Source organism: Pseudomonas aylmerensis (genome assembly GCF_001702265.1).
Lineage (GTDB): Bacteria > Pseudomonadota > Gammaproteobacteria > Pseudomonadales > Pseudomonadaceae > Aquipseudomonas > Aquipseudomonas aylmerensis.
The window spans coordinates 482,538-496,262 of record NZ_MAUE01000045.1; the positions used below are offsets into that span (position 1 = coordinate 482,538).

A 13,725-nucleotide genomic window follows, 5' to 3' on the forward strand; every position below is an offset into this window, starting at 1 on the left:
ACTTTGTGAACTGGCCGTAAATATCGGCGCAGAATGCGAGTATTCACTCTGCTTTCTGCACTCGCTTCAGGCCTCATGTCACCTGCGCTTGTTACAATCTCGAGCCTTCCAGGGTGGCGAAAGCCCCGTAGGACGGCCTCGCGTCCTGATGAATTGCGATGGTCAGGGCCGGCAGTTTGCCGCAAGTCCTCTGTCCAGGCCGCTTTTGGCGGCGTTCGCGACTATAGCAGCAATGATTAAGTGCTTCAATTCCATAAAAAATTGTTATCATCGCCGCCATGACGACTACCGCCCCCCAGACCCCCAGCGTCCAGCTGCTCGAGGTCTCGCCGGAATATGCCGGCCAACGCATCGACAATTTTCTCCTGGCCAGGCTCAAAGGCGTGCCCAAGACCTTGATTTACCGCATCTTGCGTAAAGGCGAAGTGCGCGTGAACAAGGGCCGCATCAAGCCCGAGTACAAGTTGCAGGCGGGCGATATCGTCCGTGTGCCGCCGGTGCGCGTGCCGGAACGCGACGAGCCTGTGCCGTTGGCCCAGGGCCTGTTGCAGCGTCTTGAAGCCTCGATTGTCTTCGAAGACAACAAGCTGATCGTGATCAACAAGCCCTGCGGCATTGCGGTTCACGGCGGCAGCGGCCTGAATTTCGGCGTGATCGAAGCCTTTCGTCAGTTGCGCCCGGATGCCAAGGAGCTGGAGCTGGTCCATCGCCTGGACCGTGACACCTCCGGCCTGCTGATGATTGCCAAAAAGCGCAGCATGTTGCGCCACCTGCACACCGCCCTGCGTGGCGATGGCGTGGACAAGCGCTACATGGCGCTGGTGCGCGGCAACTGGGCCAGTTCGATCAAGAGCGTTCGTGCGCCGTTGCAGAAGAGCAACCTGCGTTCCGGCGAGCGCATGGTTGAAGTGGACGAGGAGGGCAAAGAAGCCCTGACCCTGTTCAAGGTGCTGCGCCGTTTCGGCGATTTCGCCACCCTGGTCGAGGCCAAGCCGGTCACCGGGCGTACCCATCAGATTCGCGTCCACACGCTGCACGCAGGCCACTGCATTGCCGGTGACACCAAGTACGGCGATGAGGATTTCTCCAAGGAGATCCGCGACCTGGGCGGCAAGCGCCTGTTCCTGCACGCCTACATGCTCACTGTGCCGCTGCCCGACGGCGGCGAGCTGAAGCTGCAGGCGCCGGTCGATGAGATGTGGGCCAAGACCGTGGAGCGTTTGAGTGTCGCACCTTGATTACAAACTGCTGATTTTCGATTGGGACGGCACTCTGTGTAATTCCATTGGCCGGATTGTCGAGTCGATGCACGCCGCTTCGACCCGTTCCGGCTACGCACTGTGCAGCGACCTGGCGGTCAAGGGCATCATCGGCCTGGGCTTGCCGGAGGCGATTCGCACCCTGTACCCGCAGATCAGCGACGCTGAGCTAGTTGCGTTCCGCGACCATTACGCCGATCACTACATTGCGCTGGAGGCCACGCCTTCGCCGTTGTTCGAGGGCGTGATGCAGTCGTTGGAAGCGTTTCGCGCCGAGGGTTACCACCTCGCTGTTGCCACCGGCAAGGTCCGTCGCGGGCTGGATCGGGTGCTCAAGGCGCATGGTTTTGAAGACTTCTTCGATATCACCCGCGCCGCGGATGAAACTGCCAGCAAACCTCACCCTCTGATGCTTGAGCAGATCCTGGCGCATTGCGGTGTAGCGCCGCGCCAGGCACTGATGGTGGGCGATGCTTCTTTCGACCTGATGATGGCGCGCAATGCTGGCATGGACAGCGTGGCGGTCAGCTACGGTGCCCAGGCAGCTGAAGCCTTGCAGCAATACGAGCCCAGGCTGACGATTGATCATTTTTCTGAACTGCAGGCCTGGCTCAGCCAGGCCCGATAAGTCTTTGCTGGGGTTAATGGCATGAGTGACGAGTGGAAAGCGCCCGAAAAGGCCGATAGCAGTGATGACAAGAGCTGGAAGCTGCTGGAGAAAACCCTCCTGGCCAGTGTCCAGGAGCAGCGCCGGGCACGGCGTTGGGGGATTTTCTTCAAGTTGCTGACCTTTGTCTGGCTTATTGCCATGCTCGCGTTGTTCAGCCCGTTGATGGACATGGAAAAAAGCGCAACCCGCGGCGCCAACTACACCGCCCTGATTGAAGTGCGCGGGGTGATTGCCGACAAGGAGTCGGCCAGCGCCGACAATATTGTCAGCAGCCTGCGTGCCGCGTTCGAAGACCCCAAGGTCAAGGGTGTGATCCTGCGCATCAACAGTCCTGGCGGCAGCCCGGTGCAATCAGGTTATGTGTATGACGAGATTCGTCGTCTGCGCGGCCTGCACCCGGATATCAAGCTGTACGCGGTGATTTCCGACCTGGGTGCCTCGGGCGCCTATTACATCGCCAGCGCTGCTGATCAGATCTATGCCGACAAGGCCAGCCTGGTCGGTTCCATCGGTGTAACGGCGGCCGGTTACGGCTTTGTCGGCACCATGGAGAAGCTCGGCGTGGAGCGTCGCACCTACACCTCGGGCGAGCACAAGGCCTTCCTCGACCCGTTCCAGCCGCAAAAGGCCGATGAAACCCAGTTCTGGCAGGGCGTGCTCGACACCACCCACCGTCAATTCATCGCCAGCGTGAAGCAGGGGCGCGGTGATCGCCTCAAGGACAAAGACCATCCGGAGCTGTTCTCCGGGCTGGTGTGGTCGGGCGAGCAGGCGTTGCCGCTGGGCTTGATCGATGGCCTGGGCAGTGCCAGTTCGGTGGCGCGCGATGTGATTGGCGAGAAAGAGCTGGTGGATTTCACGGTTGAGGAATCGCCGTTTGATCGCTTCTCCAAGCGGCTGGGTGCCAGCGTGGCCGAGAAGCTGGCGTTCTACATGGGCTTCCAAGGCCCGAGCCTGCGCTGATCCAGCAGGCGCATCGATTCACGTGTGGGAGCGGGCTTGTCCGCGATAGCGGTTGGCCAGTCGACATTTATAGTGGCAGGACCAGCGCTATCGCAGGCAAGCCAGCTCCCACAGTAGTTCGGTGGTGGGCTTAAGGGATCTGCACGCCTTCAGCCAGCAGCATGTCGACCAGTCGTATCAGTGGTAGGCCCACTAAGCTGGTCGAGTCCGGCCCTTCGGTGCTCTGGAACAGGCTCACACCCAAGCCTTCAGCCTTGAAGCTCCCTGCGCAGTCATACGGCTGCTCGATCCGCAGATAGCGCTCAACACGCTCAACGTCCAGCTCACGCATGTGCACGGTAAACGGCACACAGTCGACCTGGCAGTGCCCTGTCTCGCTGTTCAGGAGCGCCAGGCCCGTCAGAAAGCTCACACGCTTGCCGCTGGCTGCCAGCAATTGTTCGCGGGCGTTCTCGAAGGTGTGGGGCTTGCCGATGATCCGGCCGTCGAGCGCGGCCACTTGGTCGGAGCCGATGATCAAATGGCCTGGATGACTCGCGGCGAGGGCGCGGGCTTTCCCTTCGGCCAGGCGCTTGACCAGGTCGACGGCGGATTCATTTGCACGGTGGCTTTCGTCGATATCCGGCGAGCTGCAGATGAACGGCACGTGCAGGCGGCTGAGCAATTCCCGGCGATAAACCGAGCTGGATGCGAGTAATAAAGGCAGCATGGGCGTCTCCTCAAGGCAGCCGGGGATTCTAGCGGGGCGACCGGCTGACGCACAGGGCTGAATTTCCTTTGACATGGCCGGGTGCATCCCTATAATGCTGCGCCTATGTTGAATGACCCGATTCCACCTCACGTTGACCCGCGCAAATTGGCTGATCGTGGCACCTCCCTTCAAGGTGAGTTGCTGCTGGCCGATTTGGAGAGACTCTGCGACCCGCTTTCCGACACTGTCGGTACGGTGCAGGCCAAATTCGTTTTTGAACGAGATGAACGTAAATCTGTGGTAATTCACAGCTTTATCGACACCGAAGTCAAAATGGTTTGCCAGCGTTGTCTTGAGCTGGTCACCCTGCCGATCCACAGCGAGTGCAGTTATGCTGTGGTGAAGGAGGGTGCGAATACCCAGTCGTTGCCGAAAGGTTATGACGTGCTGGAACTGGGCGAAGATCCTTTGGATCTGCATGCACTGATCGAGGAGGAGCTTTTGCTCGCCTTGCCCATTGTGCCTGCTCATCATCCGGAAGAATGCCAGCAGCCGGCGGGCCTCGATGACGAGCCCGAACCGAGCGAGGACGAGGTAACGCGGTCCAACCCGTTCAGTGTATTGGCGCAGTTAAAGCGTGACCCAAACGTTTAGGAGTTAATCAATTATGGCTGTTCAGCAGAACAAAAAATCCCGCTCCGCCCGTGACATGCGCCGTTCGCACGACGCTCTCGAGGCTAGCACCCTGTCCGTAGAAAAGACCACCGGTGAAGTTCACCTGCGTCACCACGTATCGCCAGAAGGCGTATACCGTGGCCGTAAAGTGATCGACAAGGGCGCTGACGAGTAATCACTTGTCTGCCCTAGTCATCGCGATTGACGCAATGGGCGGGGACTTCGGTCCCCGCAGCATTGTTCAGGCCTGCATTGCCAGCCTGTCTGCCACACCCTCGCTGCACCTGACCCTTGTCGGTCAACCCTCCCTTCTTGAAGAACTGATTGCCAGCCATCCGGCGGTGGATCGCGCGCGCCTGACGATTACGCCAGCCAGCGAAACCATCAGCATGGATGACAAGCCGGCGGCAGCCCTGCGCGGCAAGCCCGACTCTTCGATGCGGGTGGCCCTTGAGTTGCTGCGTGATGGCAAGGTGCAAGCCTGTGTCAGTGCCGGCAATACCGGGGCGTTGATGGCGCTGTCCCGACACGTGCTCAAGACCCTGCCGGGGATTGACCGCCCGGCGATGGTGGCCGCGATTCCGACGCAGAAAGGCTATTGCCAACTGCTGGACCTGGGTGCAAATGTCGATTGCAGTGCCGAGCACCTGTTCCAGTTCGCAGTGATGGGCTCGGTGGCTGCCGAAGCATTGGGCGTGGCGCGTCCGCGCGTGGCCTTGCTGAATATCGGTACCGAAGACATCAAGGGCAACCAGCAGGTCAAGCTGGCCGCCACCTTGCTGCAGGGTGCGCGGGGTTTGAACTACGTAGGCTTCGTCGAAGGTGATGGCCTGTACCGTGGCGAAGCGGATGTGGTGGTGTGCGACGGGTTTGTCGGCAATATCCTGCTCAAATCCAGCGAAGGCCTGGCGACCATGATTGCTGCGCGTATCGAGGCCTTGTTCAAGCAGAATCTGGCGTCGCGCCTGGTGGGTGCCCTGGCACTGCCATTGATGCGGCGCCTGCAGGCTGACCTGGCGCCGGCGCGGCATAACGGTGCGAGTTTTCTCGGCCTGCAGGGCATTGTGGTGAAGAGCCACGGTTCTGCCGGTGTGGAAGGCTTTCAGAGCGCGATTGCACGGGCCTTGATCGAGATCCAGGAAAACCTGCCGCAACGCTTGCACGGCCGTCTCGAGGACCTGTTGCCTTAGGCGAATCGGCCCGGGAATGCTTAAATGTGACCGGCCAGTTCAATTGACCATCCAATCTGTCAGTTTCGTGCGCTCCCACCGTAGGGGCGTCGATTTCCGACGACCAGATCATTAGGGGCTTGTTACATGTCTACATCCCTCGCATTCGTCTTTCCAGGGCAGGGTTCGCAGTCCCTCGGCATGCTGGCCGAGCTGGGCGCGCAATATCCGCAGGTCCTGGATACCTTCAAGGAAGCTTCCGATGCCCTGGGTTACGACCTGTGGGCACTGACCCAGCAGGGGCCGGAAGAACAACTCAATCAAACCGACAAGACCCAGCCGGCCATCCTGACCGCTTCGATCGCCCTGTGGCGTTTGTGGCTGGCACAAGGTGGCGCGCGTCCGGCATTCGTTGCCGGTCACAGCCTGGGTGAGTACAGCGCCCTGGTGGCGGCGGGCAGCCTGACCCTGGGTGAGGCGGTCAAGCTGGTTGAGCGTCGTGGCCAGTTGATGCAAGAGGCCGTTCCGGCCGGGCAGGGCGGCATGGCCGCTATCCTGGGTCTGGACGATGCCGTGGTGATCGAAGCCTGCGCCGAAGCGGCCCAGGGCGAAGTGGTCAACGCGGTGAACTTCAACTCCCCTGGCCAGGTGGTGATCGCCGGTGCCAAGGCGGCTGTCGAACGCGCCATTGAAGGCTGCAAGGCACGCGGTGCCAAACGCGCCCTGCCGTTGCCGGTCAGCGTGCCGTCGCACTGTGAGCTGATGCGCCCGGCGGCCGAGCGTTTTGCCGAGTCCATCGCTGCCATCAACTGGCAGGCGCCGCAGATTCCGCTGGTGCAGAACGTCAGCGCAGCCGTGGCTGCAGACCTCGACACCCTCAAGCGCGACCTGCTGGAGCAGCTCTACAAACCCGTGCGTTGGGTAGAATCGGTGCAGACCCTGGCTGCCAATGGCGCCACTGAACTGGTCGAGTGCGGCCCGGGCAAAGTCCTGGCCGGCCTGAACAAGCGCTGCGCCGACGGCGTGTCGACTGCCAACCTCAATACCCCGGATGCCTTCGCTGCCGCGCTTGCGGCACAGGCCTGAAACCTGATCCCCGAACTTAGGAGAAGCCTGCATGAGTCTGCAAGGTAAAGTTGCACTGGTTACCGGCGCAAGCCGTGGCATTGGCCAGGCGATCGCCCTGGAACTGGGCCGTCAGGGCGCCGTTGTGATCGGCACCGCCACTTCCGCCTCGGGTGCCGAGCGTATCGCCGCGACCTTGAAGGAAAACGGCGTACAGGGCACCGGCCTTGAGCTGAACGTGACCAGCGATGAATCCGTGGCTGCCGTACTGGCCGAGATCACCGCACAGTTCGGCGCGCCGGCGATTCTGGTGAACAATGCCGGGATTACCCGCGATAACCTGATGATGCGCATGAAAGACGACGAGTGGTACGACGTGGTCGATACCAACTTGAACAGTCTGTTTCGCCTGTCCAAGGGTGTTTTGCGCGGCATGACCAAGGCGCGTTGGGGCCGAATTATCAATATTGGCTCCGTAGTGGGTGCCATGGGCAACGCAGGCCAAGTAAACTACGCGTCCGCCAAGGCCGGTCTGGAAGGTTTCAGCCGTGCATTGGCACGTGAAGTCGGTTCGCGGTCGATTACGGTCAACTCGGTGGCCCCAGGGTTCATCGACACCGATATGACCCGCGAGCTGCCGGAAGCACAGCGTGAAGGCTTGCTGACGCAGATTCCGCTGGGCCGTCTGGGCCAGGCTCAAGAGATCGCGAATGTGGTCGCTTTCCTGGCATCCGACGGTGCGGCATACGTGACTGGGGCTACAATCCCGGTGAACGGCGGGATGTACATGAGTTAAATTGTGACGGATCGCTTCAAAAAAATGTCATACGAGCTGTCTAAAATCCGTTATAAAGCTGCAACTTAATTTATAGGCAGGTGGCCGACCGGGTACAGGGTGAAGCTTTCAGTTGAAAAGCTGAAAAGGCTTTCTATACACTTACCCACTGGCCAGCTGCCTGAATTTGTCCATTAGGAGTTAAACAAGGTATGAGCACCATCGAAGAGCGCGTCAAGAAAATCGTCGCCGAGCAACTGGGCGTTAAAGAAGAAGAAGTGGTCAACACTGCTTCCTTCGTAGAAGACCTGGGTGCCGATTCCCTTGACACCGTTGAGCTGGTGATGGCTCTGGAAGAGGAATTCGAGACCGAAATCCCGGACGAAGAAGCTGAAAAAATCACTACTGTTCAAGCTGCTATCGACTACGTTACTAGCCACCAGGCGTAATAGTTTGTAGTCGTCGCTTGCTGTTAGGGAAAAACCGCACTGCTGTAACGGCGTGCGGTTTTTTCTTTAGCCCTGATGAAAAGTGAGCGTCGAAGCAAAGTGTCGTCATCAAGAAAAAGGAGAGTGCTGTGTCGCGTAGACGCGTCGTAGTCACCGGTATGGGTATGTTGTCGCCACTGGGCACGGATGTGCCGAGCAGTTGGCAGGGCATTCTGGCTGGCCACAGTGGTATTGGTCTGATCGAACACACGGACCTTTCTGCCTATTCCACCCGTTTTGGCGGCTCGGTAAAGGGCTTCAATGTCGAGGACTATCTCTCGGTCAAGGAGTCCCGCAAACTCGACCTGTTCATTCAATACGGCCTGGCAGCCGGTTTTCAGGCAGTGCGTAACGCCGGCCTGGAAGTCACCGACGCCAACCGTGACCGCATCGGCGTGGCCATGGGTTCGGGTATTGGCGGTTTGACCAATATCGAAGAAACCAGCCGCACGCTGCATGATTCCGGCCCCCGTCGAATTTCACCGTTCTTCGTCCCGGGCTCGATCATCAATATGATTTCCGGTTTCCTGTCCATCCACCTGGGCGCACAGGGACCTAACTACGCGATCGCCACGGCGTGCACCACCGGTACGCATTGCATCGGCATGGCCGCGCGCAACATCGCCTACGACGAAGCTGACGTGATGATCGCCGGCGGCGCCGAAATGGCCGCCTGTGGCCTTGGTATGGGCGGCTTCGGTGCTTCCCGTGCGCTGTCGACCCGCAACGACGAGCCGACCCGCGCCAGCCGTCCCTGGGACAAGGGCCGCGACGGTTTCGTCCTGTCCGACGGTGCCGGTGCGCTGGTACTCGAAGAGTTGGAGCACGCCAAGGCGCGTGGTGCGACCATCTACGCCGAGCTGATCGGGTTTGGCATGAGTGGCGACGCCTACCACATGACCTCGCCACCGTCCGACGGTGCCGGCGCTGCGCGTTGCATCACCAATGCGCTGCGCGATGCCAAGGTCAATCCGCAGCAAGTGCAGTACATCAACGCCCACGGCACCTCGACACCGACGGGCGATTTGGCGGAAGCCGAAGCCATCAAGTCGGTGTTCGGCGAGCACGCCTACCAGTTGGCAGTCAGCTCCACCAAGTCCATGACCGGCCACTTGCTGGGCGCGGCGGGCGCGGTCGAGGCGATCTTCAGCGTGATGGCCATCAAGGATCAGGTCGCTCCGCCGACCATCAACTTGGATGAGCCCGACGAAGGCTGCGACCTGAACTTCGTGCCGCACGAAGCGCAGCCGATGCCGATCGACGTGGTGATCTCCAACTCCTTTGGCTTTGGCGGCACCAACGGTTCCCTGGTGTTCCGCCGGTTCGCCGAGTGATGCACAGCTGGGTCGACGGTCAGCCAGCGGACAGCGTGCCCCTGAAAGATCGCGGCCTGGCGTATGGCGATGGTCTGTTCGAGACCCTCGCCGTCAGGGCCGGGCAACCTGTGTTGCTCGACCGCCACTTGCAGCGCCTCGAAGAGGGCTGCAAGCGCCTCGCTTTAGCGGCGGATCACGCGTTGATCCGCAGCGAAGTGCTGGCTTATGCCGCCGCCCTCGGCGACGGTGTCCTCAAGTTGATCCTCACCCGCGGCGACAGCCTGCGCGGTTATGGTTTCAACCCTGGTGCACCGGTGCGCCGTCTCCTGCAGGGCAATGCGCCTGCTCATTATCCCCAAGCCCATGGAACTGATGGTATCCGCCTGTTTCCGTGCGCCACCCGCTTGTCCGAGCAGCCCTTGCTGGCCGGTCTCAAGCACCTCAACCGCCTGGAGCAAGTGATTGCCCGTGCCGAGTGGCAAGATGCCGAACATGCCGAAGGCTTGATGCTGGATATGTCCGGGCGGGTCATCGAAGGCGTTTTCAGCAACCTGTTCCTGGTGCGTAATGGCTTGTTACTAACCGCCGATCTGAATCGTTGCGGGGTTGCCGGGGTCATGCGCGCCGAGATCCTGGCCCAGGCACAAGCCCTGGGCGTCCCGGTAGCCGTGGCTGACGTGAGTCTTGAGCAGTTGCAACAGGCTGACGAAGTCTTTGTGTGCAACAGCGTGTATGGCATTTGGCCGGTGCGTGGCTGCGCTGCGATGAGCTGGCCGGTTGGGCCGCTCACCCGTAAACTGCAGGGCATTGTTCGCGCGCTATTGGATGCTTGAGTTGATACGAAAACTGGTTGTACTGCTGCTGATCGGTCTGTTCTCGGCGGCGTTGCTGTTGGGGTTTTCCGCCTGGAAACTCGATTCCACCCTGAAGCAGCCCTTGAACCTGACCCAGGAGCAATTGCTTGATGTGCCGGCCGGGGCGACGCCCACCGGTACGTTCAATCGCCTGGAAGCCGACGGCGTGCTCGACGGCGCCTTCTGGTTGCGCCTGTACTGGCGCTTTAACCTTGATGGTCAGCCCTTGCACAGTGGCGAATACCGCATGACCCCGGGCATGACCGCACAGGGCCTGATCGGCCTGTGGCAGCGTGGCGAAGTCGTGCAATACAGCCTGACCCTGGTCGAAGGCTGGAATTTCCGCCAGGTACGCCTCGCCCTGGCCAAGCATGAAAAGATCGTGCAGACCCTCGCGGGCCTGACTGACAGTGAGGTGATGGAGAAGCTCGGTCACCCTGGCGTGTTCCCTGAGGGGCGGTTCTTCCCGGACACCTACCGCTTCGTGCGCGGCATGACCGATGTCGAATTCCTGAAAAAAGCCTACAACCGCCTCGACGATGTACTCGCCCAGGAGTGGAGCAAACGCGCCGCCGATGCGCCGTACACTGACCCTTATCAAGCGCTGATCATGGCCTCCCTGGTGGAGAAAGAGACCGGCGTGCCCGAGGAGCGCGGCCAGATTGCCGGCGTGTTCGTGCGGCGCATGAAGATCGGCATGCTGCTGCAGACCGACCCCACCGTGATCTACGGCCTGGGCGAGCGCTACAACGGCAAGTTGACCCGTGCGCACCTCAAGGAAGCCAACCCCTACAACACCTACATGGTGGCTGGCCTGCCGCCGACACCGATCGCCATGGTCGGCCGCGAAGCGATCCATGCGGCGCTGAACCCGGTGCCGGGCAGCAGCCTGTATTTCGTCGCCCGGGGTGATGGCAGTCATGTTTTCTCCGACAACCTAGATGCGCATAATGCCGCCGTGCGCGAGTTCCAGCTCAAGCGCCGGGCCGATTACCGCTCCAGCCCGGCACCGGTCGTGAACCCTGCGCAAGACGCAGCACCATCGGCCGAAGCCCCGGCTGAAAAGCCAGCTGAGCCTGCGCCGGACACCTCCGCACCGCAAAGCCCGCAATGACTCTGACTAAGGACTGCCCGTGACTGGCTTGTTTATTACCCTGGAAGGCCCCGAAGGCGCCGGCAAAAGCACCAACCGCGATTACCTGGCCGAGCGTTTGCGCGCTGAGGGCATCGAGGTGGTGTTGACCCGCGAGCCCGGTGGCACGCCGCTGGCAGAGCGCATCCGTGAAGTGTTGCTGGCCCCGGGCGAGGAACAGATGAATGCGGATACCGAGTTGCTGCTGGTGTTTGCTGCGCGCGCGCAGCACCTGTCTGAAGTGATCCGCCCGGCCCTGGCGCGCGGTGCCGTGGTGATTTGCGACCGCTTCACCGACTCCACTTATGCCTACCAGGGCGGTGGTCGCGGCTTGTCCCTGGAGCGCATCGCCACCCTGGAAACCTTCGTTCAAGGCGACTTGCGCCCTGACCTGACGCTGGTCTTCGACCTGCCGGTGGAAGTCGGCCTGGCCCGCGCCAGTGCGCGCGGTCGCCTGGACCGCTTTGAGCTCGAAGGCCAAGCCTTCTTCGACGCCGTACGCACGGCGTTCCTCAAACGCGCCAAGGCTGAGCCTGCGCGTTACTACCTGCTGGATGCTGCGCAGCCGCTGGCCCAGGTGCAGCAAGCCATCGATGCCCTGTTGCCGAACCTGCTGGAGCGCGCCCGTGGCTGAAGCCTATCCGTGGCAGGACAGCCTCTGGCAACAACTGGCCGGCCGTGCCCAGCACGCCCACGCCTACCTGCTGCACGGGCCGGCGGGGATCGGTAAGCGTGATTTGGCCGAGCGACTCATGGCCAGCCTGCTGTGCCAGCGTCCGGTCAACCTGCAGGCTTGCGGTGAGTGCAAGTCCTGCCTGTTGCTCAAGGCCGGCAGCCACCCGGATAACTACCTGCTCGAACCCGAGGAAGCCGACAAGGCGATCAAGGTCGACCAGGTGCGTGACCTCGTCAGCTTCGTGGTGCAAACCGCGCAGATGGGCGGGCGCAAGGTGGTGCTGATCGAGCCGGTGGAGGCGATGAACATCAACGCCGCCAACGCCTTGCTCAAGAGCCTCGAAGAACCTTCCGGCGACACTGTGTTGCTGCTGGTCAGTCACCAGTCCAGCCGCTTGTTGCCGACTATCCGCAGCCGTTGCGTGCAGCAGGCGTGCCCGTTGCCGAGCGAGGCCATGAGCCTGCAGTGGCTGGCCAAGGCGCTGCCGGAGTGCTCCGAGGAGGAGCGGGTCGAATTGCTCACCCTGGCGGCCGGCTCACCGCTGGCGGCTGTGAAGCTGCAGGCCCAGGGCGTGCGTGAGCAACGCGCGCTGGTGGTCGACGGCGTGAAGAAGCTGCTCAAGCAAGAGCTGTCTGCCACGCAGCTGGCCGAAAGCGCCTGGAAGGATATCCCCCTGCTTTTGCTGTTCGACTGGTTCTGCGATTGGTCGAGCCTGATCCTGCGCTATCAGCTGACCCAGGATGAAAGCGGCCTGGGCCTGCCGGACATGCGCAAGGTGGTGCAGTACCTCGCGCAGAAAAGTGCGCAGGACAAGGTGCTGAACATCCAGGATTGGATCCTCGCCCAGCGCCAGAAAGTGCTCGGCAAGGCCAACCTCAACCGTGTCCTGCTGCTCGAAGCGCTGCTGGTGCAGTGGGTCGGCTTGCTGGGCCGGCGTTAATTTCGGTGGCCGACGGGTGTATCGTTGGCCAGACACTTTCCGTGACTCAAGTTGTAGATTCCTATGCTCGTAGACTCCCATTGCCACCTCGATCGCCTCGACCTTGCCCAGCACGGTGGCTCCCTTGATGCTGCCCTTGAAGCGGCTCGCCAGCGTGGGGTAGGGCACTTCCTGTGCATCGGCGTCAGCGCCGAAAATGCCGCCGACGTCAAAGCCCTGGCCGAGCGCTACGCCGATGTGGACTGCTCGGTGGGTATCCACCCGCTGGACTTAAAGCCCGGCGAAGCCCCGGCCCTCGACTGGCTGCTGGGCGAACTCAACCACCCGCGTGTGGTAGCGATTGGCGAAACCGGCCTGGACTACCACTACGAGCCCGAAGCCGCCGACCTGCAGCAGGCCTCCTTTCGCCTGCACCTGCAAGCTGCCCAGCAGACCGGCAAACCGGTAATCGTCCACACGCGTGGCGCGCGTGCCGACACCCTGGCGTTGCTGCGCGAGGCCGCGTTGCCCCAGGCCGGCGTGCTGCATTGCTTTACCGAAGATTGGGACATGGCCAAGGCGGCCCTGGACCTGGGCTTCTACATTTCCCTGTCGGGCATCGTCACCTTCCGCAATGCCGACGCCCTGCGCGACGTGGCACGCCAGGTGCCGGCCGACCGCCTGCTGGTGGAAACCGATTCGCCATACCTGGCGCCCATTCCTCATCGCGGCAAACCGAACCTGCCGGAATACGTACGGGATGTGGCGGATTACCTGGCCATGCTGCGGGGTGAGTCTTACGAGCGCTTTGCACAGCAGACCACCGACAACTTCAAGCGCCTGTTCCCGTTGGCCCACGTCGCCGGCTGACAGGCTCAAATCGCAGGCAAAAAAAACCCGGGTTCTGGGGGGTGAATCCGGGTTAAGACCATTAGGAGTAAAACAAGGGCACACAGTCCGTCGGTACCCAGGTCGGCGCGTCACTTGGGGGAGATGTCACGCCGACAGTTCAAGTATTGATCAGTATCCCATTCAGTCCAGTCGCATCTGATCGTTTTTTAAACAGATTTGGA

The 13,725-nt window shown here is 61.4% G+C and carries 16 protein-coding genes; 15 read left to right on the top strand and 1 reads right to left on the bottom strand.

The window, feature by feature from the left end; translation table 11 throughout:
• The first annotated feature begins 278 nt into the window (after positions 1-278).
• Genes rluC through BBG20_RS28005 form a run of 3 tightly spaced genes read left to right on the top strand, consistent with a single transcriptional unit; the run spans position 279 to position 2,892 of the window.
• Positions 279-1,238 (top strand): 23S rRNA pseudouridine(955/2504/2580) synthase RluC, encoded by a 960-nt coding sequence (gene rluC / locus BBG20_RS27995; protein WP_028617584.1) that lies wholly within the window; start codon positions 279-281, stop codon positions 1,236-1,238.
• Positions 1,225-1,887: an HAD-IA family hydrolase gene (locus tag BBG20_RS28000; RefSeq protein WP_065909276.1), complete on the top strand. Its 663-nt coding sequence runs from the start codon at positions 1,225-1,227 to the stop codon at positions 1,885-1,887. The genes rluC and BBG20_RS28000 overlap by 14 nt, the downstream gene beginning before the upstream one ends.
• A gap of 21 nt (positions 1,888-1,908) precedes the next feature.
• Complete coding sequence (locus tag BBG20_RS28005) at positions 1,909-2,892, top strand: S49 family peptidase (RefSeq protein ID WP_065909277.1); 984 nt, start codon at positions 1,909-1,911, stop codon at positions 2,890-2,892.
• 130 nt (positions 2,893-3,022) lie between these two features.
• Here BBG20_RS28005 and BBG20_RS28010 read toward each other — a convergent pair whose 3' ends face one another.
• Positions 3,023-3,601, bottom strand: a complete 579-nt coding sequence (locus tag BBG20_RS28010; protein WP_065909279.1) for a Maf family protein — start codon at positions 3,599-3,601, stop codon at positions 3,023-3,025.
• A 105-nt stretch (positions 3,602-3,706) separates the two neighbouring features.
• Here BBG20_RS28010 and BBG20_RS28015 point away from each other — a divergent pair, with 105 nt between their 5' ends.
• The 12 genes from BBG20_RS28015 (at position 3,707) to BBG20_RS28070 (ending at position 13,522) form a co-directional block, all read left to right on the top strand.
• Positions 3,707-4,237 (top strand): YceD family protein, encoded by a 531-nt coding sequence (locus tag BBG20_RS28015; protein WP_010566563.1) that lies wholly within the window; start codon positions 3,707-3,709, stop codon positions 4,235-4,237.
• A 13-nt stretch (positions 4,238-4,250) separates the two neighbouring features.
• Positions 4,251-4,433: a 50S ribosomal protein L32 gene (gene rpmF / locus BBG20_RS28020; RefSeq protein ID WP_003179396.1), complete on the top strand. Its 183-nt coding sequence runs from the start codon at positions 4,251-4,253 to the stop codon at positions 4,431-4,433.
• 4 nt (positions 4,434-4,437) lie between these two features.
• Positions 4,438-5,448: a phosphate acyltransferase PlsX gene (gene plsX, locus BBG20_RS28025; RefSeq protein WP_083221498.1), complete on the top strand. Its 1,011-nt coding sequence runs from the start codon at positions 4,438-4,440 to the stop codon at positions 5,446-5,448.
• 126 nt (positions 5,449-5,574) lie between these two features.
• Positions 5,575-6,513 (top strand): ACP S-malonyltransferase, encoded by a 939-nt coding sequence (gene fabD, locus BBG20_RS28030; protein WP_065909283.1) that lies wholly within the window; start codon positions 5,575-5,577, stop codon positions 6,511-6,513.
• Between the two features lie 31 nt (positions 6,514-6,544).
• Positions 6,545-7,288: a 3-oxoacyl-ACP reductase FabG gene (fabG, locus tag BBG20_RS28035; RefSeq protein ID WP_065909285.1), complete on the top strand. Its 744-nt coding sequence runs from the start codon at positions 6,545-6,547 to the stop codon at positions 7,286-7,288.
• Positions 7,289-7,479: 191 nt separating this feature from the next.
• Complete coding sequence (gene acpP / locus BBG20_RS28040; protein ID WP_003175607.1) at positions 7,480-7,716, top strand: acyl carrier protein; 237 nt, start codon at positions 7,480-7,482, stop codon at positions 7,714-7,716.
• A gap of 128 nt (positions 7,717-7,844) precedes the next feature.
• A complete protein-coding gene (fabF, locus tag BBG20_RS28045) occupies positions 7,845-9,089 on the top strand; it encodes a beta-ketoacyl-ACP synthase II (protein WP_065909287.1) in 1,245 nt (414 codons plus the stop codon).
• Positions 9,089-9,904, top strand: coding sequence for an aminodeoxychorismate lyase (gene pabC / locus BBG20_RS28050; RefSeq protein ID WP_065909289.1), 816 nt, complete (start codon positions 9,089-9,091; stop codon positions 9,902-9,904). Before fabF ends, pabC begins: the two co-directional genes overlap by 1 nt.
• 1 nt (position 9,905) lies before the next feature.
• Positions 9,906-11,039 (top strand): endolytic transglycosylase MltG, encoded by a 1,134-nt coding sequence (mltG, locus tag BBG20_RS28055; RefSeq protein ID WP_065909291.1) that lies wholly within the window; start codon positions 9,906-9,908, stop codon positions 11,037-11,039.
• A gap of 19 nt (positions 11,040-11,058) precedes the next feature.
• On the top strand, positions 11,059-11,691 hold the full coding sequence (gene tmk / locus BBG20_RS28060) for a dTMP kinase (protein WP_065909293.1): 633 nt from the start codon (positions 11,059-11,061) through the stop codon (positions 11,689-11,691).
• Positions 11,684-12,673: a DNA polymerase III subunit delta' gene (locus tag BBG20_RS28065; protein ID WP_065909296.1), complete on the top strand. Its 990-nt coding sequence runs from the start codon at positions 11,684-11,686 to the stop codon at positions 12,671-12,673. Before tmk ends, BBG20_RS28065 begins: the two co-directional genes overlap by 8 nt.
• Positions 12,674-12,736: 63 nt before the next feature.
• Positions 12,737-13,522, top strand: a complete 786-nt coding sequence (locus tag BBG20_RS28070) for a TatD family hydrolase (RefSeq protein ID WP_065909298.1) — start codon at positions 12,737-12,739, stop codon at positions 13,520-13,522.
• Positions 13,523-13,725 lie beyond the last annotated feature (203 nt).

Excerpts from the sequence above, each read along its gene's own strand:
- rluC (WP_028617584.1), top strand. The coding sequence starts at position 279 with ATGACGACTACCGCCCCCCAGACCCCCAGCGTCCAGCTGCTCGAGGTC.
- BBG20_RS28005 (WP_065909277.1), top strand. The coding sequence starts at position 1,909 with ATGAGTGACGAGTGGAAAGCGCCCGAAAAGGCCGATAGCAGTGATGAC.
- BBG20_RS28010 (WP_065909279.1), bottom strand. The coding sequence starts at position 3,601 with ATGCTGCCTTTATTACTCGCATCCAGCTCGGTTTATCGCCGGGAATTG.
- BBG20_RS28015 (WP_010566563.1), top strand. The coding sequence starts at position 3,707 with ATGTTGAATGACCCGATTCCACCTCACGTTGACCCGCGCAAATTGGCT.
- rpmF (WP_003179396.1), top strand. The coding sequence starts at position 4,251 with ATGGCTGTTCAGCAGAACAAAAAATCCCGCTCCGCCCGTGACATGCGC.
- fabD (WP_065909283.1), top strand. The coding sequence starts at position 5,575 with ATGTCTACATCCCTCGCATTCGTCTTTCCAGGGCAGGGTTCGCAGTCC.
- fabG (WP_065909285.1), top strand. The coding sequence starts at position 6,545 with ATGAGTCTGCAAGGTAAAGTTGCACTGGTTACCGGCGCAAGCCGTGGC.
- acpP (WP_003175607.1), top strand. The coding sequence starts at position 7,480 with ATGAGCACCATCGAAGAGCGCGTCAAGAAAATCGTCGCCGAGCAACTG.
- pabC (WP_065909289.1), top strand. The coding sequence starts at position 9,089 with ATGCACAGCTGGGTCGACGGTCAGCCAGCGGACAGCGTGCCCCTGAAA.
- BBG20_RS28070 (WP_065909298.1), top strand. The coding sequence starts at position 12,737 with ATGCTCGTAGACTCCCATTGCCACCTCGATCGCCTCGACCTTGCCCAG.